We start from the raw sequence: 16,595 nt of genomic DNA, 5'->3' as shown, positions 1-16,595 counted from the left end.
GGGGTCCGCCCCCTCGCCGCGACCGCCCCCGCCCACCCCGGTCAGGCCGGGCCGGTCCAGAGCTGGTTGCCGCTGCCGTAGCAGGTCCAGAGCTGGAGCCGGGTGCCGTTGGCCGAGCTGGGCCCGGTCGCGTCCAGGCACTTCCCGGACGCGGGATTCACCAGCTCGCCGGTGCTCCGGTGCTGCCAGACCTGCGCCCCGGAGCCGTTGCAGTCGTAGAGCTGGACCTTCGTGCCGTTCGCGGTCCCGGCCGAGGCGACGTCCAGGCACTTGCCGAGCGCCCGCAGCGTGCCGTCGGTCCCGGCCGTCCAGCGCTGGGCCCCCGAGCCGTTGCAGTCGTAGAGCTGGACCGCCGTGCCGTTGGCGGAGCTCGCGCCCGCCACGTCGACGCACTTGCCGCCGTAGCCGGTGATCCGGCCGGTGGTGCCCTCGGGCGGGGTGACCGGGCCGCCGTCCTGCCCGGCGGCCCAGGCGATCTCCTGGAGCAGGAGTTGGTTCTGCCGGTCGCTCGCGAAGGTGGAGGAGAGGGCGGTGTTCGTCGCGTAGTCCATCGCGTTGTGGCCGAAGTTGTTGTAGACCATCCGGTAGTCGCGGTTCGACCACACGATCGGGTAATCCCCGCTGTACCAGGTCTGGTTGGGGTCGGTTCCGATGGGGAACGTCGAGGGCGCCATCGAGGCCAGGACGTCGATCGCGGGGTTCTTCCGCAGGTCGTTCTGCCAGCTGTACCACTCGCTGACCGACGAGGTGATGGTGGCGGGGAGCCCCGCCGTCGCCGGGTGCCCCGGGTCGTCCACGCGCAGCGTCTCCTGCGTGGGGCCCCAGGTGTTGGACCGGAACGTGCCGGTGCCGAGGAAGGTGTTGTGGTACCAGGGCCAGTCGCTGGTGTCCGTGTTGAACGCGGACACGTGGAAGCCGACGAACCCGCCGCCGTTCTGCACGTACGACTGGAAGGCGGAGCGCTGCGAGGCGGTGTGCGGGTAGTTGTCGAGGAACATCACCACCTGGTAGCCGGCCAGCTCACTGCTGTTGAGCCGGCTCCAGTCGGTCGTGGCGGTGTACGTGAAGCCGTGGGCGGCGCCCTGCTGGGCGAACCAGGTGTTCGCCTCGTGGTCGAAGCTGATGTGCGCGGCGTCGTACGTGCCGTCGTAGAAGGCCAGCACGCGGAAGGTGCCGGCGGCGGGGGCGGAATGGGCCGGAGCCGCCTGCAAGCCGAGTACGAGCGCGGCGAGGGCGAGGAGCCGGAGCAGGAGGGCGGTGCCGTGTCTGACGCGCATGGGGGACTCCCGAGGTGGGCGGAGGAGCGCAGCGGCCGAGCAGACCGGAGTCTGCGCGTGGACACGACAGCCCGTCAAGACATCTGTCAGGAAACTTTCCTGGCAGAAAATCGCGCACAACTCGAACACTGCATGTCAGCGCAGCTGACCTGCGACTTCAGAAGGCGTATGAGGGTCCTGCGGTTTCCCGTGATCGTGGACAGAGTGCCTACAGAAGGTGAATAACCGGGTCATGCAAGGGGGTTGACGGGCGGTCGACGCCGCCTCTAGCTTCACGGCTTGAAATAAGGCGCCGGCCGAGTTCCTGTCATGCACCTGATCCATCACCCCCACCACAGGAAGGCTCCCCATGCCTCGTTCACCCCATCGCCGCAGACGGCGAACCGCACCCCTGGCCATGGCGCTGTCCGCCTCGCTGGCCGCAGCCGGTGCCCTCGTCGCCCTCGGCTCGGGGACCGCCGGAGCCGCGACCCCCGGCGCCCTCACGAACACCGGCAACGGCAAGTGCCTCGACGTCACCGACGGTTCGACCGCCGACGGCACGCCCGCCCAGATGTGGACGTGCTACCCCGGCAGCCAGAACCAGAGCTGGACCCTGAACAGCGACGGCTCGCTGACCGCGAAGGGCAAGTGCCTGGACCTGGCCGCCAACGGCACGGCCAACGGCACCGCCGTCCACCTGTGGACCTGCTACGGGAGCGTCGCCAGCCAGAAGTGGCGGCTGTCCTCCGCCGGTGACCTGGTCAACACCGCCGCGAACAAGTGCCTGGACATCAAGGACAACAGCAACGCGGACGGCGCCCGCCTCCAGATCTGGGACTGCGCGGGCACCGGCAACCAGAAGTGGAGCTTCTCCGGCGCGGTGGACCCGACCGACCCCACGGACCCGCCCACGGGGAACAACCCGGACCTCGGCCCGAACACGGTGATCTTCGACCCGTCGATGTCGGCCTCGTCCATCCAGTCCAGGCTGAACAGCATCTTCAACCAGCAGCAGTCCAACCAGTTCGGCTCCCAACGCTACGCGGTCCTGTTCAAGCCGGGCACGTACAGCGCGGATGTCAACGTCGGCTTCTACACCCAGGTCGCCGGCCTCGGACTCTCCCCGGACGCGGTGAACATCAACGGCGCCGTCCACGCGGAGGCCGACTGGTTCCAGGGCAACGCCACCCAGAACTTCTGGCGCGACGCCGAGAACCTTTCCGTCACGCCCAACGGCGGCAGCGACCGCTGGGCCGTCTCGCAGGCGGCACCGTACCGGCGCATGCACGTGCGCGGGAACCTCAAGCTGGACGACGGCGGCTGGTCCAGCGGCGGCTTCATCTCCGACTCGAAGATCGACGGGCAGATCCAGTCGGGCAGCCAGCAGCAGTTCCTGACCAAGAACACCAGGATGGGCTCCTGGTCCGGCTCCAACTGGAACATGGTCTTCGTCGGCGACCAGGGCGCCCCCGCCCAGTCCTTCCCGACCTACACCACGGTCGCCTCCGCCCCGGTCAACCGGGAGAAGCCCTTCCTGTACGTGGACGACGCGGGCGCCTGGAAGGTGTTCGTCCCCGCCGCCCAGACCAACGCCTCGGCCACCACCTGGAGCGGCAAGACCCAGGCGGGCTCCTCGCTGCCGCTGGACGACTTCTACATCGCCAAGCCCGGCGCGAGCGCGGCCGACATGAACGCCGCCCTGGCCGCCGGCAAGAACCTCCTCGTCACCCCCGGCGTCTACCACCTCAACCAGACACTCAACGTCACCCGCCCCGACACCGTCGTCCTCGGCATGGGCCTCGCCACGCTCATCCCGGACAACGGCATCACCGCGCTGACCACGGCCGACGTCGACGGCATCAAGATCGCGGGCGTCCTGGTCGACGCCGGTACGACCAACTCCCAGACGCTGATGCGGATCGGGCCCGACGGCTCGTCGGCGAACCACGCCGCCAACCCCGTCACGCTCAACGACGTGTTCTTCCGCATCGGCGGCGCGACCGTGGGCAAGGCCACCCAGTCGCTGGTCGTCAACACCAGCAACACGATCATCGACCACACCTGGATCTGGCGCGCCGACCACGGCAACGGGGGCACGGTCGGCTGGAACACCAACACCGCCGACACCGGGCTCGTCGTCAACGGCCAGAACGTCACCGCGTACGGGCTGTTCGTGGAGCACTACCAGAAGACCCAGGTCATCTGGAACGGCAACGGCGGGCGCACGTACTTCTTCCAGAACGAGCTGCCGTACGACCCGCCCAACCAGAGCGCCTGGAAGAACGGGAACACCAACGGCTACCCGGCGTACAAGGTCGGCGCGTCCGTGACCAGCCACGAAGCGTGGGGCCTCGGCAGCTACGCGTACTTCAACGTCAACCCGTCCGTGGTCGAGGACCACTCCTTCGAGGTGCCGCAGACCTCCGGCGTGAAGTTCCACGACATGGTGACCGTCGTCCTCGGCGGCGCCGGAACGATCAGCCACATCATCAACAGCACCGGGGCGGCGGTCACGCCCAGCAGCAACGTCGCGTACCTCACCACCTACCCGTAAACCGGAGGGACCCCCCATGCCCAGATCCCGCAGCAGATGGCTCACCGCCCTGATCGGCGCGCTGCCCCTGGCCGCCGCCGGCCTGGTCGCCACGGCCGCCGCCCCCGCCTCCGCCGCCGCCAACCCCGGCCCCGGCTTCCCCGCGCACTACGCGGCCCCGTACGCGGAGATGTGGAACAGCCCGTCCAGCCTGATGAACGCGTACAACGCGACCGGCAACAAGTACTACACGCTCGCCTTCATCGTCAGCCAGGGCACCTGCAACGCCACCATCAACGGTGACACCCCGGTCACCGACTCCGGCTGGAACAACGCGATCAACAGCCTCCGCGCGGTCGGCGGCGACGTCATCGCGTCCTTCGGCGGCGCGAGCGGCAGCGAACTCGCCTCCTGCAGCTCGGTGTCCGCGATGCAGGCCCAGTACAAGAAGGTCATCGACCAGTTCAACCTGACCCGCATCGACCTGGACATCGAGGGCAGCACCCTCGACAACACCGCCGCCAACGACCGCCGCAACCAGGCGCTGGCCAACCTCCAGAAGGACTACGCGGCCCAGGGCCGGAAGCTGGACGTCGACTTCACCCTCCCGGTCAGCCCCAGCGGCCTGGAGTCCAACGGCATCGCGCTCCTGAAGAACGCCAAGAGCCACAACCTCAACGTCAACCTGGTCAACATCATGACCATGGACTACGGCCCCGCCATGGACATGGGCCAGGCCGCGATCAGCGCCGCGAACGGGCTGCACACCCAGCTCGGCCAGATCTGGACCGACAAGTCCTCCGCCCAGCTCTGGGCGATGGAGGGCAACTGCCCGATGATCGGGATCAACGACACCGCCGCCGAGGTCTTCACCGTCCAGGACGCCCAGGAACTCGAAGCCTTCGCCGCGAGCAAGGGCATCCAGGAACTCACCTTCTGGTCCCTCGGCCGCGACAACCAGGGCCAGAGCGGCACCCCGCAGAGCACCTGGCAGTTCACCAACACCTTCAAGGCCATCACGGGCGGCGGCGGCCCCGTCGACCCACCGGCCGGCACGACCGCCATCAAGGGCTACGGCGGCAAGTGCGTCGACGTCGCGGGAGCCGGCAGCGCCAACGGCACCAAGGTCGACCTCTACACCTGCAACGGCACGTCGGCCCAGCAGTGGACCCGCAACGGCAACACCTTCCGCGCCCTCGGCAAGTGCCTGGACGTCACGGCGGCGGGCACCGCCAACGGCACGAAGGTCCAGCTCTACGACTGCAACGGCTCCGCAGCCCAGTCATGGACGACCGGTGCCAACGGCAGCCTGGTGAACTCCGGTTCGGGCAAGTGCCTGGACGTCACGGACTGGAGCACCACGGACGGCAACCAGCTCCAGATCTGGACGTGCGGCGGCACGGCCAACCAGTCCTGGACGCTGGCGTAACACCCGACGCCCCGGTCCGGCGCGACCGGACTCACCCGCAGCGGTGATGCCGATCGCGCCAGGCCCGGGGCGACATCCCCGGGGACAGCACGGCGTACGGATGCCGTACGGAGATGCGGTGCGCGGCCGCGATGCGCGCCGCCGACAGATCGCTTCATCGGAGCGTCCCAGGCCTGGTCCCCACAGGCGAGAGCCCCGCCGGTCCATTGCGGTCCGGCGGGGCTCTGATGCGTACAGACGCGGCCTGTACTACTCCGCCGTGGCGAGTCCGACGAACCCGGCCCAGGCGTCGTGCGACAGGTGGAGGACGGGCCCGGCGACGTCCTTGGAGTCACGCACGTGCACGGCTCCGGCGCTGGCTGCGACCTCGATGCACTGGCCGCCCTCGGCTCCGCTGTAGCTGCTCTTGAACCATGCGAGGGGTTCGGTGTTGTTCATAGTTCTCCCAGCAACTTCTCGATGAACGCCAGCGACTCTCGCGGGCTGAGAGCCTGTGAACGGATGATCCCATAGCGTGCTGCGGCCAGAACCGTCTGCCTCGGGTCGGTCTCCAGAGAGCTCGTGCCCTGGGCTTCGACGTACAGGAACTTCTTGCCGTCCTCGCGAGTGACGACGGTGAACGGTCCGTCCACACCCGAGTTCTCCTCCGAGCTGAGCGGCATGACCTGCAACTCCACGTTGCTCCGCTGCCCGATGAGGAGGAGGTGTTCCAACTGGCCTCGCAGCACGTCGTCGCCGCCGAATCTGCGACGCAGGACCGACTCGCACATGACGAAGCTCAGCAGGGGCGCCGGACGGCGATCGAAGATCGCCTGGCGGGTCAGTCGGGCCGTGACGCGCTGTTCAATGACCTCCGTGTCCAGAGCGGGGCGCCGCATGGCGAGCACTGCGCGCATGTACCCCTCAGTCTGAAGAAGGCCGTTGACGGCGAGCGTGTCGTAGCACAGCAGCTCGATCGCCTGCTTCTCCAGCTGCGCCATCCCCTGGAAGAACACCGGGTACTGCGCCTTCTCGACCTGCTCCTTCCACAGGACCAGCAGGCCGCCCGCATCCACTTCCAGGTCCGCACGGTCGATCGCTCGCGGCGGAGGAATCCGGCGCCCTTGCTCGAATGAGGCGATGGTCGACGCGGAGTAGCCCAGCCGACGGCCCAGTTCCTCCCGCTCGATGCCGGCCCGCAGCCGTAAGGTCTTCAGGCTCTGCCCGAACGCGAAGATAACTCCCTGACCCGCCTTGTCCGGCGCGTAAGGGCCTTCCATCTCTCCGGGGTCCACCCGCTCAGCCGTCATCGCACCCTGCCTCGCTCGATCGCGCCGTGTCCGCGTACCGGTGCCGACAGCGCGCGTACAAGGAGATCGCGTCGGTGCGTCACCACTGGTCACGCTACGCCACGGCGAGGAGTCTCGTGGTCATGACGAGCAACATCGACAGCCCCCGCCGCCCCATGCAACGCATCCTCAACTTCCCCCACTTGGGCACCCCGAGTTTCGACATGCGGTTCACTTCCACGCCCCGGGGCGCCAGGCTGGCTCGCCGCCTGTCGGCGGTCCGGCTGGACGCCTGGGGTCTGCCGTACGGGACGGAGACGCACGAAGCGGTTGTCCTGATCGCTGCGGAACTGACGGCGAACGCGGTGCGCCACGGCCACGTAGAGGGCAGGGACTTCCACCTGCTGCTGCGCGTCGTTGAGCGCCCCGGTCCGACCGCGCGGATCGAAGTGACCGACACCCGGGGCGAACGCGTCCCGCCCCGCCCGGGCAAGCTCCCGGCGGCGGGCCTCGCGGACGACGGCCGCGGCCTGCTGTTGGTCGAGGGCCTGGCCACACGCTGGGGCTGGTACCCGAGGACGCAGGCACCGGGGAAGACGGTGTGGGCGGAGTACGACCTGACGGTCGGCGGCGCGGATTAGCGTGGGGGCATGGGAGCGAAGACGACACAGTCGGCGTACGTGAACGGCGAGGTCGCCCGGGGCCTGGTGGGCACACGATGACCAGCTTCCTGACCCACCGAGCGCACGTGCACGATGCCGGTCTCCCGGTCCACCGCCGCCACAACGCACTGCGCACCTGCCTCACCGTCTTCGCTCCGTACGGCTTCCGGGCGACGTACCACCACCTCACCCTCAGCGCCGCGATCCCCCGGCGGCTGGAGGCGGACCTGGACGCCCTCGTGCGGGCGGTGGAGGAACTGCACGAGGCGCGGGTGCTGTGGCTCGCGCGGACGGAGGAGTACGCCGCGCAGCGCCGGGCGGAGAAGCGGGCGGGGCGCCGGGCCGTGGCGAGCCCGCGACCGTGGTGGCTGCGGAGCTGGTCGGAGAGCCCGAACCGCGGCTGGTACGAGGACCCGTTTCGCCATCCGCCGCTGCGGCTGCCCGAGTACGTCCGGCGCCAGAACGCGCTGCTGGACGGCGCCGACCTGCCCGGCTGCCCCGCCTGCGGGGACGAGCGACCACCGGTTTCCCACTCGTCCGGGCACGGCTGGGTGGAGCTGTGCCCCGGGTGCTCATGGGTGCTGGCGCCCTGCCCGTGCGGGCAGCGGCACCCGGTCGTCCCGCAGACCCCGTACAACTGGACGGGGCTGTGGCGGCGCACCCACATGGGCAACGACGGCCTGCCGAGATCGCATTGGCCTGGGGCATGACGACGCCCAGGCCCGCCGCGAAGACGGCGGCGGAACTACAGCGCAAGCCTGCGACGGAGCCCGGAAAGCTGGGCGCTACGACCCGCCACCGGCACAGACCGGACGAGATCCCCCTGCTGGGCTTCGCCCTCACGAACGATGGTGCGGTTCACCGCCCGTGCGAGAGCCCCTAGGGGGCGTCCCCCTAGTCCGCACACCCATTTCCACCGCGCTCAGCCGATCGGGAAGGTGGCGCCGGGTGCGGCGTAATCGACGGGACCGCTGAACCGTGCCGAGGCGCGCGCCACCGCTTGCTGCGGCGTGAGGAAGCGGCCGACGTGCGTGACGATCAGGCGGCCCGCCCTGGCCGCGCTCGCCGTCTCGCCGGTGTCCTCGGGTGTGTGGTGCACCTGTTCGCCCTCCACCGGTGCCTGTGCACTCTCGGCTTCGCACAGCAGCGCGTCGCATCCCTCGGCCAGTTCCGTGAGGCTGGGGCACGGTGCCGTGTCCCCGGAGTACACCAGCGATCTGCCCGCCGCCTCGATGCGCACGGCGAAGGCCGGCATGCCGTGCGACACCGCCCGGCTGGTCAGCCGGAGCGAGCCGATGGCTGCCTGATGCCCGTCGTGCAACTCGTTGACGGCGAAGGCGGATTCGATCGGGCTGCGGGCCGGAGTGTTGGTGAGGAAGCCGGCCAGCCGGTCGGCGATTCCGGGCGGACCGTAGAGAGGGATGGGCGCTGCGAGGCGGATGTCCGCGTACAGGGCTCCGTAGTACGCCGTGAGCAGGTCCGCGCTGTGATCGGCGTGCAGATGCGAGATCCAGATCGCATCGAGCTCATCCAGCCGTACATGCCGCTGGAGTGGGCCGAGCGTCCCGCTGCCCGCGTCCACCCAGATGCGAGTGTTCCCGCTCGATACCAGATAGCCGGAGCAGGGATTGTCCACGCTCGGATAGGGCGTCGCGCAGCCCAGGACCGTGAGGCGAAGAGGCTCGTCACTCATCCCGGAATCCTAGAGCACAGTGATATGAGCGCCTTGCGGCTGACGCAACGGCAGCTTCTACGTTCATGGGACAGGGCCGGAGACACCGGCCCGGTACGGCGAGAGCGCGGGGTGACAGGGGATGGAGTGGCCGACCGCCGAAGTGGTGCGGATGTCCGGGGTGACCGCCCGGACGCTGCGGCATTACGACGCGATCGGGCTGTTGCCGCCCGCCCGGACAGGGGCGGGCGGGCTCCGGTACTACGGCGAGCGCCAGCTCCTGCGGCTTCAGCAGATCCTCGTCCTGCGGGAGCTGGGGCTCGGGCTGGGGGACATCGGGCGCGTCCTGGCCGAGCAGGTCGACGCGGTGGAGGCCCTGCGCGGCCACCACCGGCGGCTCCTGACCGAACGGGACCGGCTCGACACGCTGGCCGCCACCGTCTCGCGCACGATCGCCGAACTCGAACAGTCCAGGAAGGACGACGCACCCATGACCATCAACCGACCGGAGAACCTTTTCGAGGGCGTACAGCCGGACCAGTACCAGGAGAGCCTGCGCGACTTCCCCGCCCACGCCGAGCGGGTCGCCGAGCATGTCGACGGAATGAGCCCCGAGGAGATCGAGGCCGGGCAGCGCGACCGTACGGCCAGGATGATCCGCCTCGCCGAACTCCGGGCCGCCGGCCACGCGGCCGACTCCGCCCCCGTCCAGGCCGAGATCGACGCCCACTACCAGCTGCTCTCCGCCCTGCGCCCCGTCACCGCCGACGAGCACCTGGCCATGGGCCGCTCCGTCGTGGACAACCCCGAATGGCGCGCGGCCTACGAGGCCGTCGCCCCCGGCCTCGCCGCGTTCCAGCGCGATGCCATCGAGGCGTACACCGCCGGACACCTCACCTGAGCACGGACGGGGCCGCCCCGGCGGACGGGGCGGCCCCTCGGAGCCGTAAGCCCACACCTGGGGCATGTGCGACGATCGCTCGAATGACCGGTGTGAGCGGGGATTTCGAGCTGTCCATGAGTGAGCTGCGCGTCGTCGCGCGGTACGCCACCGAGGCGGCGGAGGGGGTTCTGCCGGTGTTCGAGGCCGCACACCCCGGCGATGACCGGCCCCGGGCCGCCATCGAGGCCGCCCGGGAGTTCATCGGCGGCGCGCCCAGGACCCGGCTCCAGCGCGTCACCTCGATGGACGCCCACCGCGCCGCGAAGGACGCGGCCACGGAGGCCGCCCGCCTCGCCGCCCAGGCAGCCGGCGACGCCGCTTCCGCCGCCTACCTGCACCCGATCGCGAAGGCCCACCAGGTCGCCCACATCCTGCGCGCGGCGGCCAACGCGGCCCGCATCGCGGAGATCGAGGCCCCCGGGGCGGCGGACCGGGCACTTGAATGCGCCCGCGACCGAGCCGCCCCCGCCCTGATCGACGTCCTCCGCCGGTATCCGCCCGCGCCCACCGGCAGGAGCCGATCCGCGCAGCTCATGACCGCGCTGGATGCCGTCCTCCGCGGGTTCGGTGGGTGACGCTCAGGCAACGTGATCGGCGTCTGCGGGACTCATCCGCATCAGCCGGGAGATCCGTGCCTGGTCCTCGGCGGCGGCGTTGAAGGTGACGAGCTTCTGTTCCGGATCGTCGGCTAGCTGGAGTACGACGTGCTCCAACTCCAGTATTCCGAGAACCGGATGACGCAGTCGCTTGGTGCCGGAGCCCAGTGGGACGACCCTGTGCTGCGGCCACCACGCGCGTACCTCCGGGCTGGCCGCTCGCAGGCGTTCGAGCAGCGTGCTGAAGTCCGGATCACCGGGATGCCGTGCCGCGGCGGAACGGAATCGGCCGAGCAGCGCGGATGCTTCGGCAGGCCAGTCGACCATCACCTGGCGGGCGCCGGGGTCGGTGAACATCCACCAGAGCAGGTTGCGGGCATCCGGCGCCCGGGTCGGCCAGTCGGTCCACAGAGTGCGGGCGGCCCGGTTGGCGGCCAGGACATCCCAGCACCGGCCGGTGACATACGCCGGGCACGGGTCGAGCCGGTCGACGAGCGCGACGACGGCAGGGGCGAGGCTCTCAGCGGCGGCGGGCTTCTCGGCGGGTGGGGCACCGTGGATGAGTTCGTGGATGTGGCTGCGCTCGGCGGCGTCGAGCCGCAGGGCCGCCGAGAGGGAGTCGAGCACCTGACGGGAGGGACGGATGTCGCGGCCCTGCTCCAAGTACGCGTAGTACGTCGAGGAAATGGCCGCCAGCTGGGCCACCTCCTCCCGGCGCAGACCCCGGGTCCGGCGTCGAGCCCCCGTGGGCAGACCGACATCGGCGGGCTGGAGCCGCTCGCGGCGGGAACGCAGCAGCTCTCCGAGTTCCTTGGCCCGTGGCGTGGACTGAGGCATCCAGGTACTTCCATTACTAGGAAAAACATCCTGTGGATACCACTCTAGGCCGTGGCTACGTTGGCGCCATGAAGGCCATGAACGCGAATTCTCTTACGGCTGCCGGGCCGTATGCCATCCGAACGGAACACGTCGGCATCCCGGTGGGCGACGGGCCGCCGATGGGGGCCTACGCCGCCCGGCCAAGGGTTTCCGGCCCGTTCCCGGGCGTCCTGGTGGGCATGGAACTCTTCGGCGTCGATGCCGGTGTCCGCGAGGTCTGCGACCGCCTTGCCCGGCTCGGGTTCGTGGCTCTCGCACCGGACTTCCACCACCGCACCGCCCCGGGCAGCGAACTGCCCCGCGACCCCGAGGGAAGGCAACGAGGCTTCGATCTGCTGGGGTTGATGACGCGCACCACCGTGCTCAGCGACGTGGGCGCCGGCATCGACCACCTTCGCGCGGGCGGCAGCGAACACGTCAGCATGGTGGGGCTGAGCCTGGGCGGTCACATCGCCTACCTCGCGGCCACCGAGTTCGACCTCGCCGCGGTCGCCGTCTTCTACGGTGGCTGGCTGCCGAGCACCGACATCCCGATCAGCCGGCCCGAGCCGACCCTGTCGCTGACTCCGAAGATCACCGGGCGTGTGCTTTTCCTCGTCGGCGAGGACGATCACGTCGTCCCGCCCGCCCAGCGGCGCGAGATCGAGGACGCACTGCTCAAGGCGGGAGTACCCCATGAGGTGGTCGTCTACCCCGACACGGGGCACGGCTTCCTGCAGGCCGATCCGGCCACGGCAGCCGACGCGTGGCGTCGCGTCCACGCGCTGCTGACCGGCGTCGAAGGCTCACCAGGTCGCCCGCATCCTGCGCGCGGCGGCCGACGCGGCCCGCACCGCTGAGATCGAGGACCCCGGGGCGGCGGACCGGGCACTTGAATGCCCCCCAGCCGCCCCCGCCCTGACCGACGTCCTCCGCCGGTATCCGCCTGCGCTTACCGGCAGGCGCCGTACCGCGCAGCTCATGACCGCGCTGGACACCGCGCTGCGAGGCGAAGGAGGTCCAGGCGACTTGCGCGAGGCACCTGAGGACGGGGGAGCGGGAAGCCGTGCGCAAACCGTTCGACGGTGTCGTCCCTCGTGCCGGATAGTGACGCGGTGAGCAGAATCGATCTCGACGCCCTGGCAGAGCGGTGGTCGCGGCAGTGGCCGGCGCAGGTGGGCGACCCTCGGATGCGTCACGCGTATGCGGACCGGTGGGTGCGTTTCCACAGCCTGCCCGAGTCCAAACGCTATGCCGACGACGAGGCCGAGTACGCCGTGATTCTTGAGCGGCATCACACGCTGCTGAGCGAACTGGGGCCGGACGACGAGGAGCTCTATGTGGTCACCCGGGAGTGGAGCGGAGTTCCGGCTCCGGCCGCCCGCCGGCGCGAACTGGAGGCCGCCGATCCCGGCGCGGAGCACTGGGGCAGCCACGTCCACGACGACGAGTTCCCCGACGACATCGTCTACGAGCATGAATACGTCAACCGCCGACCACGCACGAGGAGCGCGTTGGATCCTCTGCTGCGACTGGTCGCTGACGACGTCGTCGCTGGAGTCACCCTCGCTCCGTTCGACCTTCGCTGGCTCTACCACCCCTACGACGGCGGCGGGGACGTCGTCGCACCCGACAGCGCGACCAGGGATGCGCTGAGAGCCGCCCATCAGAACTGGCTCTCCAAGCACCCCTTCGGCCTGTAGTCCGCCTCCCCCTCTCCCGTCCGCCGCATCCGGCACTCGCCCCCGAGGAGCAGCGCTTGCCCCCGTACCGCCCCCACCATGACGCCACCGAGAGCGTTACCGGAAACGACCTGCGCGCCGGATTCGAGGCGCTCGGCCTTCCCGTCGGCGCGACGGTCATCGTGCACGCCTCCCTGTCCGCCTTCGGCCGTGTCGACGGCGGTGTCGCGACGGTCCTCGGCGCGCTGCGTGAGCACCTCGGTCCACAGGGCACCGTGGTGGTGCCCGCGTTCACCGGTGACGCGGTACGGGACCCGCACCCGGGAGCGGGAGCCGACGCGGACCGCTCGGGCGTGCCGCTGTTCCACGACCGGCTGCCCACTCTCATGGGCGCGGTGCCCACCGCCGTGCTCGCCGACCCCCAGCGGCTGCGCAGTTCCCACCCGCAGGTGTCCGTCGCCGCGCTGGGGCCGCTGGCCCGGGACATCACCGCCCGGCAGCCGCTGGCCTATGCGGTGGGGCGCGGCTCGCCGTTCGACCGGCTGCACGAACTCGGCGCCCACATCCTCCTGCTGGGCGTGGGCCACAACCGCAACTCGTTCCTGCACTACGCCGAGTCCCTGATCCCCGACCACCGCCGCAAGCTGCGCCGCTTCCCGTACGTCGTCGACGGCGAACGGGTCTGGGTGGAAGTGCCGGACGTGGGGGACGACAACGGCCGGCACTTTCCCGGGGTCGGCGCGGAGGCGGAGGACGCGGGGCTGGTGCGCGTCGGTGTGATCGGTGCCGCCGAGTGCCGCCTGATGGAGAGCCGCCCCTTCATCGAGTTCGCCGCCCGACGCCTGCGGGAACGGCTGGCGGACCAGCGCGGCATCACCGGGTGCGCACCCGCGCCCCTCAGCAGCTGACGCTGCCCCTCCGCAGCGCGTGCCCGCCGTCATTCGCGTCGTCCGACCAGTACACCGGCTTCGAGCCCGACACGCACTCGTCGGCGCCGGACAGCGCGAAGCCCTCGTTGTTGTAATTCGGCATGCCGGACGGGCGGTTGTACGCGCCGGTCACGGCGAACGCGCCTGCCGCGTTGACCGTGAGGGTCTGGTGGCGGCCGTCGCAGGTGTCGTCGCAGACCGCCCAGAGCCGGGATGCCTGGGGCTCCCACTGGAGCTCCATCACGCCGGACAGGCCGCTGCTGAAGGAGGCGATCCGGGTGTACGAGCCGGAGTCGGCCAGGACGTATCCGTAGACCATGCCCGTGCCCTCGACGCCGACGAGGAAGACGCCGTTGCCGTGGGCTGCGTAGTGGGACGGGTCGTACGCCGCGCCCGTCGACGCGTCCTTGAAGCCGGCCGCCGTCAGCGCGCTGTCCGGAATCCAAGTGACCGCTTCCAGGCCGAGGTTGGAGCCCGTCGACGGGAGGTCCGAGGTGAGGTTCCACTCCTTGGCGGCCGTCAGCGACGAACCGGAACCGCTCACGTCGTACCGCAGCACCGACAGGCGGCTCGTGCCCGAAGCGTCCCCGTTACGCTCGCTCGCGACGAAGACCGCGCCGCCCGTCGCGGTGACGCCCTCACCGTCCGGGCTGCCGGAGCCGCCCGGGAAGCGCAGGGTCTTGCCCGAGGACCAGCCGTTCGCGGTGTCCGGCTTCCAGCCGCCCGACCCGTCCCGCACCAGGCGCCACAGCTTGCCGCTGTTCTGCGCCGCCCACAGCACGCTGCCGTCCTGGTAGAGGCCGCTCAGGTCCTCGCCGAAGACATTCGAACCGTCCGCCGTGGCGACCGCGCTGCCGCCCGGCCACGCCACGGGGGTCGTCGAGCCCCCGCCAGTGCCGCAGGCGTTCGCGGCGCCCAGCGTCACCGACGCCGCCTGCTTGAAGGCGCCGGTGCCGTCGGGGCAGCGGGACCAGGACGGGCCGGAGTGCTTGCTCCACGAGAAGCCGTCCACCTGCGTACTGCCGTCCGCCAGGTACAACCGGGCCTGGTCCGCCGAGCCCAGCCCGAACGCGCCACTGACGTCGAACGCCCGGAAGCCGCCCGGCGCCAGCGTCGTCCCCGAGGGGATCGTGTACGTGTGGCTGTTGTCGTCGTCCTTCAGGACCCAGCCCGACACGTCGACCGACGAGCCGCCCTTGTTGTACAGCTCGACGGAGTCGTTCACATCGCCGGTGGTCACCACCTCGTTGATACGCACGTCGTCGGCCGGGGCCGCGTGCGCCGCCGGAACACCGGTGAGCGCACCGGCGGCCAGCAGCGGCGCGGCGACGAGGAAGCGGGCGAGGGCGCGGGGCCGTCGGCGGGGGAGTCGTGCGGTCACGGAATCCATCCTGAGGTCGTGAGGAGGCGGGCGGCCCGACGTTCTCGGCCCCGGCCGAACGGAACGCCGTCCCCCGGAAGGACGGTGCGGGAACGCCGGGCGAATTCTGCGTGCCCGGCACCTCGGCGGCCGGGTGTGTGAATGCGCTTCCATACACCTGCCCCGCATGTGGGAACATCTCTCCACCACAGCGGAAGAGAGGTGACGCGGCGCGATGAGTACTCCGACGGTGTACGACGTAGCCGAGCGGGCGGGGGTCTCCATCGCCACGGTGTCGCGGGTGTACCGCAGCCCCGAATCGGTGCGCGGGGAGACCCGCGAACGCGTACTGGCCAGCGCCCGCGAACTCGGGTACGTGCCCAGCGGCAGCGCCCGCGGCCTCGCCAGCCGCTCCACCGGGGTCCTGGGCCTGTGCTACCCGGACTTCCACGACGCGGAGGCCGACAGCGCGCCCGCCGCCGACCCGGGCGAAGTCACCCTCTACTCCGACGAGGTCATAAGGGGGATGGAGCGCGCCGCGCGGCGCCACGGCTACGCGCTGCTCATCGCCTCCTCGCACGCCGACGACGCGGGCGCCCGGCTCACCGAGGTCGCGGGCCGGGTGGACGGGCTCGCCGTCCTCGCCCAGGCGGTGCCCGACGAGACCCTGGAGATGGTGGCCCGGCGCGTCCCGGTCGTGCTGCTCGCGGGGGAGCCGTACGACGGCATCGACCACGTGAAGGTGGCCAACTTCGACGGGCAGTTGCAGATCACCAGGCACCTGCTCGGCCCGCACCGGCTGCGGCGGCTCGCGTTCGTCGGCGGGCCCGAGGACTCCCCGGACGGCGAGGCCCGGTTCCTCGGCTACCAGGCCGCCCACCTCGAAGCCGGTCTCCCGCTGCCCAAGGCCCCCGACCTGCGGGGCGACCTCACCCAGGCCGCCGGACGCCAGGCGGTGGAGACGCTGTTCGGGGCGACCGGGGAGGGCCCCCGGCCCCAGGGCCTGGTGTTCGCCAACGACCAGATGGCCGTCGGCGCGCTGCACGCCCTGGAGGCGCGCGGCATCGACGTGCCCGGGGACATCGCCGTGACCGGCTTCGACGGCATCCCGCTCAGCCGGCTCGTACGGCCGACGCTCACGACGGTCCGGCAGCCCATGGGCCTGCTGGGCGTGGAGGCCGTCGAACTGCTCGTGGCCCGGCTCTCCGAGCGCGACAGACCCCCGCAGGAGCGGCTCCTGCCCGTCTCGGCAGTGCTGCGCCGCAGCTGCGGCTGCCCGGAGGGCGCGTCGGCGTAGGGGCGGGACGCGAGCCCGTACGCCCAGGTCAGGGGCGTACGCGGACCCAGCGCGCCCATTTTCGTACCCGCGGTGTGAACCCCCTCACGTACACCCCGGTCAACCCC

The 16,595-nt window shown here is 70.7% G+C and carries 16 protein-coding genes; 10 read left to right on the top strand and 6 right to left on the bottom strand.

The window, feature by feature from the left end:
* Window positions 1–41: 41 nt before the first annotated feature.
* Window positions 42–1,277 carry a ThuA domain-containing protein gene (locus ACFZAT_RS12085; RefSeq protein WP_391263340.1) on the bottom strand — a complete coding sequence of 412 codons (1,236 nt, stop codon included), beginning with the start codon at window positions 1,275–1,277 and terminating at the stop codon, window positions 42–44.
* A gap of 397 nt (window positions 1,278–1,674) precedes the next feature.
* Between ACFZAT_RS12085 and ACFZAT_RS12080 the strand changes: the two genes are divergently transcribed.
* Both ACFZAT_RS12080 and ACFZAT_RS12075 read left to right on the top strand, forming a co-directional pair.
* Window positions 1,675–3,813 carry an RICIN domain-containing protein gene (locus ACFZAT_RS12080; RefSeq protein WP_391263578.1) on the top strand — a complete coding sequence of 713 codons (2,139 nt, stop codon included), beginning with the start codon at window positions 1,675–1,677 and terminating at the stop codon, window positions 3,811–3,813.
* Window positions 3,814–3,829: 16 nt separating this feature from the next.
* Window positions 3,830–5,221 (top strand): ricin-type beta-trefoil lectin domain protein, encoded by a 1,392-nt coding sequence (locus tag ACFZAT_RS12075; RefSeq protein WP_391263338.1) that lies wholly within the window; start codon window positions 3,830–3,832, stop codon window positions 5,219–5,221.
* A 249-nt stretch (window positions 5,222–5,470) separates the two neighbouring features.
* Here the strand turns inward: ACFZAT_RS12075 and ACFZAT_RS12070 are convergent, their stop codons facing one another.
* A complete protein-coding gene (locus tag ACFZAT_RS12070; protein ID WP_391263336.1) occupies window positions 5,471–5,659 on the bottom strand; it encodes a DUF397 domain-containing protein in 189 nt (62 codons plus the stop codon).
* Entirely contained in the window at window positions 5,656–6,510 is an 855-nt protein-coding gene (locus ACFZAT_RS12065) for a Scr1 family TA system antitoxin-like transcriptional regulator (RefSeq protein WP_391263334.1), read from the bottom strand. Before ACFZAT_RS12065 ends, ACFZAT_RS12070 begins: the two co-directional genes overlap by 4 nt.
* 122 nt (window positions 6,511–6,632) lie before the next feature.
* On the opposite strand from ACFZAT_RS12065, the gene ACFZAT_RS12060 reads away from it, so the two are divergent.
* Complete coding sequence (locus ACFZAT_RS12060; protein ID WP_391263332.1) at window positions 6,633–7,130, top strand: ATP-binding protein; 498 nt, start codon at window positions 6,633–6,635, stop codon at window positions 7,128–7,130.
* 77 nt (window positions 7,131–7,207) lie between these two features.
* A complete protein-coding gene (locus tag ACFZAT_RS12055; RefSeq protein WP_391263330.1) occupies window positions 7,208–7,861 on the top strand; it encodes a hypothetical protein in 654 nt (217 codons plus the stop codon).
* Window positions 7,862–8,073: 212 nt separating this feature from the next.
* On the opposite strand, the gene ACFZAT_RS12050 is transcribed toward ACFZAT_RS12055, so the two are convergent.
* Window positions 8,074–8,844 carry an MBL fold metallo-hydrolase gene (locus ACFZAT_RS12050; protein ID WP_391263328.1) on the bottom strand — a complete coding sequence of 257 codons (771 nt, stop codon included), beginning with the start codon at window positions 8,842–8,844 and terminating at the stop codon, window positions 8,074–8,076.
* A gap of 121 nt (window positions 8,845–8,965) precedes the next feature.
* Here ACFZAT_RS12050 and ACFZAT_RS12045 point away from each other — a divergent pair, with 121 nt between their 5' ends.
* Window positions 8,966–9,724, top strand: coding sequence for a MerR family transcriptional regulator (locus tag ACFZAT_RS12045; protein ID WP_391263326.1), 759 nt, complete (start codon window positions 8,966–8,968; stop codon window positions 9,722–9,724).
* A gap of 83 nt (window positions 9,725–9,807) precedes the next feature.
* A complete protein-coding gene (locus tag ACFZAT_RS12040) occupies window positions 9,808–10,341 on the top strand; it encodes a putative immunity protein (protein WP_391263324.1) in 534 nt (177 codons plus the stop codon).
* Between the two features lie 3 nt (window positions 10,342–10,344).
* On the opposite strand, the gene ACFZAT_RS12035 is transcribed toward ACFZAT_RS12040, so the two are convergent.
* On the bottom strand, window positions 10,345–11,199 hold the full coding sequence (locus ACFZAT_RS12035) for a helix-turn-helix domain-containing protein (protein WP_391263322.1): 855 nt from the start codon (window positions 11,197–11,199) through the stop codon (window positions 10,345–10,347).
* A 68-nt stretch (window positions 11,200–11,267) separates the two neighbouring features.
* Between ACFZAT_RS12035 and ACFZAT_RS12030 the strand changes: the two genes are divergently transcribed.
* From ACFZAT_RS12030 to ACFZAT_RS12020, 3 genes are all read left to right on the top strand, one after another.
* The gene (locus ACFZAT_RS12030; RefSeq protein WP_391263320.1) at window positions 11,268–12,080 is read left to right on the top strand and encodes a dienelactone hydrolase family protein; all 813 of its coding nucleotides are present in this window, start codon (window positions 11,268–11,270) and stop codon (window positions 12,078–12,080) included.
* Window positions 12,081–12,335: 255 nt separating this feature from the next.
* The gene (locus ACFZAT_RS12025; RefSeq protein ID WP_391263318.1) at window positions 12,336–12,923 is read left to right on the top strand and encodes a hypothetical protein; all 588 of its coding nucleotides are present in this window, start codon (window positions 12,336–12,338) and stop codon (window positions 12,921–12,923) included.
* A gap of 56 nt (window positions 12,924–12,979) precedes the next feature.
* Window positions 12,980–13,810: an AAC(3) family N-acetyltransferase gene (locus tag ACFZAT_RS12020; protein ID WP_391263317.1), complete on the top strand. Its 831-nt coding sequence runs from the start codon at window positions 12,980–12,982 to the stop codon at window positions 13,808–13,810.
* Here ACFZAT_RS12020 and ACFZAT_RS12015 read toward each other — a convergent pair.
* Window positions 13,800–15,212, bottom strand: a complete 1,413-nt coding sequence (locus ACFZAT_RS12015) for a lamin tail domain-containing protein (protein ID WP_391263315.1) — start codon at window positions 15,210–15,212, stop codon at window positions 13,800–13,802. The genes ACFZAT_RS12020 and ACFZAT_RS12015 overlap by 11 nt on opposite strands.
* A 214-nt stretch (window positions 15,213–15,426) precedes the next feature.
* Here ACFZAT_RS12015 and ACFZAT_RS12010 point away from each other — a divergent pair, with 214 nt between their 5' ends.
* A complete protein-coding gene (locus ACFZAT_RS12010; protein ID WP_391263314.1) occupies window positions 15,427–16,488 on the top strand; it encodes a substrate-binding domain-containing protein in 1,062 nt (353 codons plus the stop codon).
* Window positions 16,489–16,595 lie beyond the last annotated feature (107 nt).

The sequence above is a fragment of the Streptomyces sp. NPDC008163 genome (genome assembly GCF_042956885.1).
Taxonomy (GTDB): Bacteria; Actinomycetota; Actinomycetes; order Streptomycetales; family Streptomycetaceae; genus Streptomyces; species Streptomyces drozdowiczii_A.
This window is presented reverse-complemented; position numbering and strand designations above follow the sequence as displayed.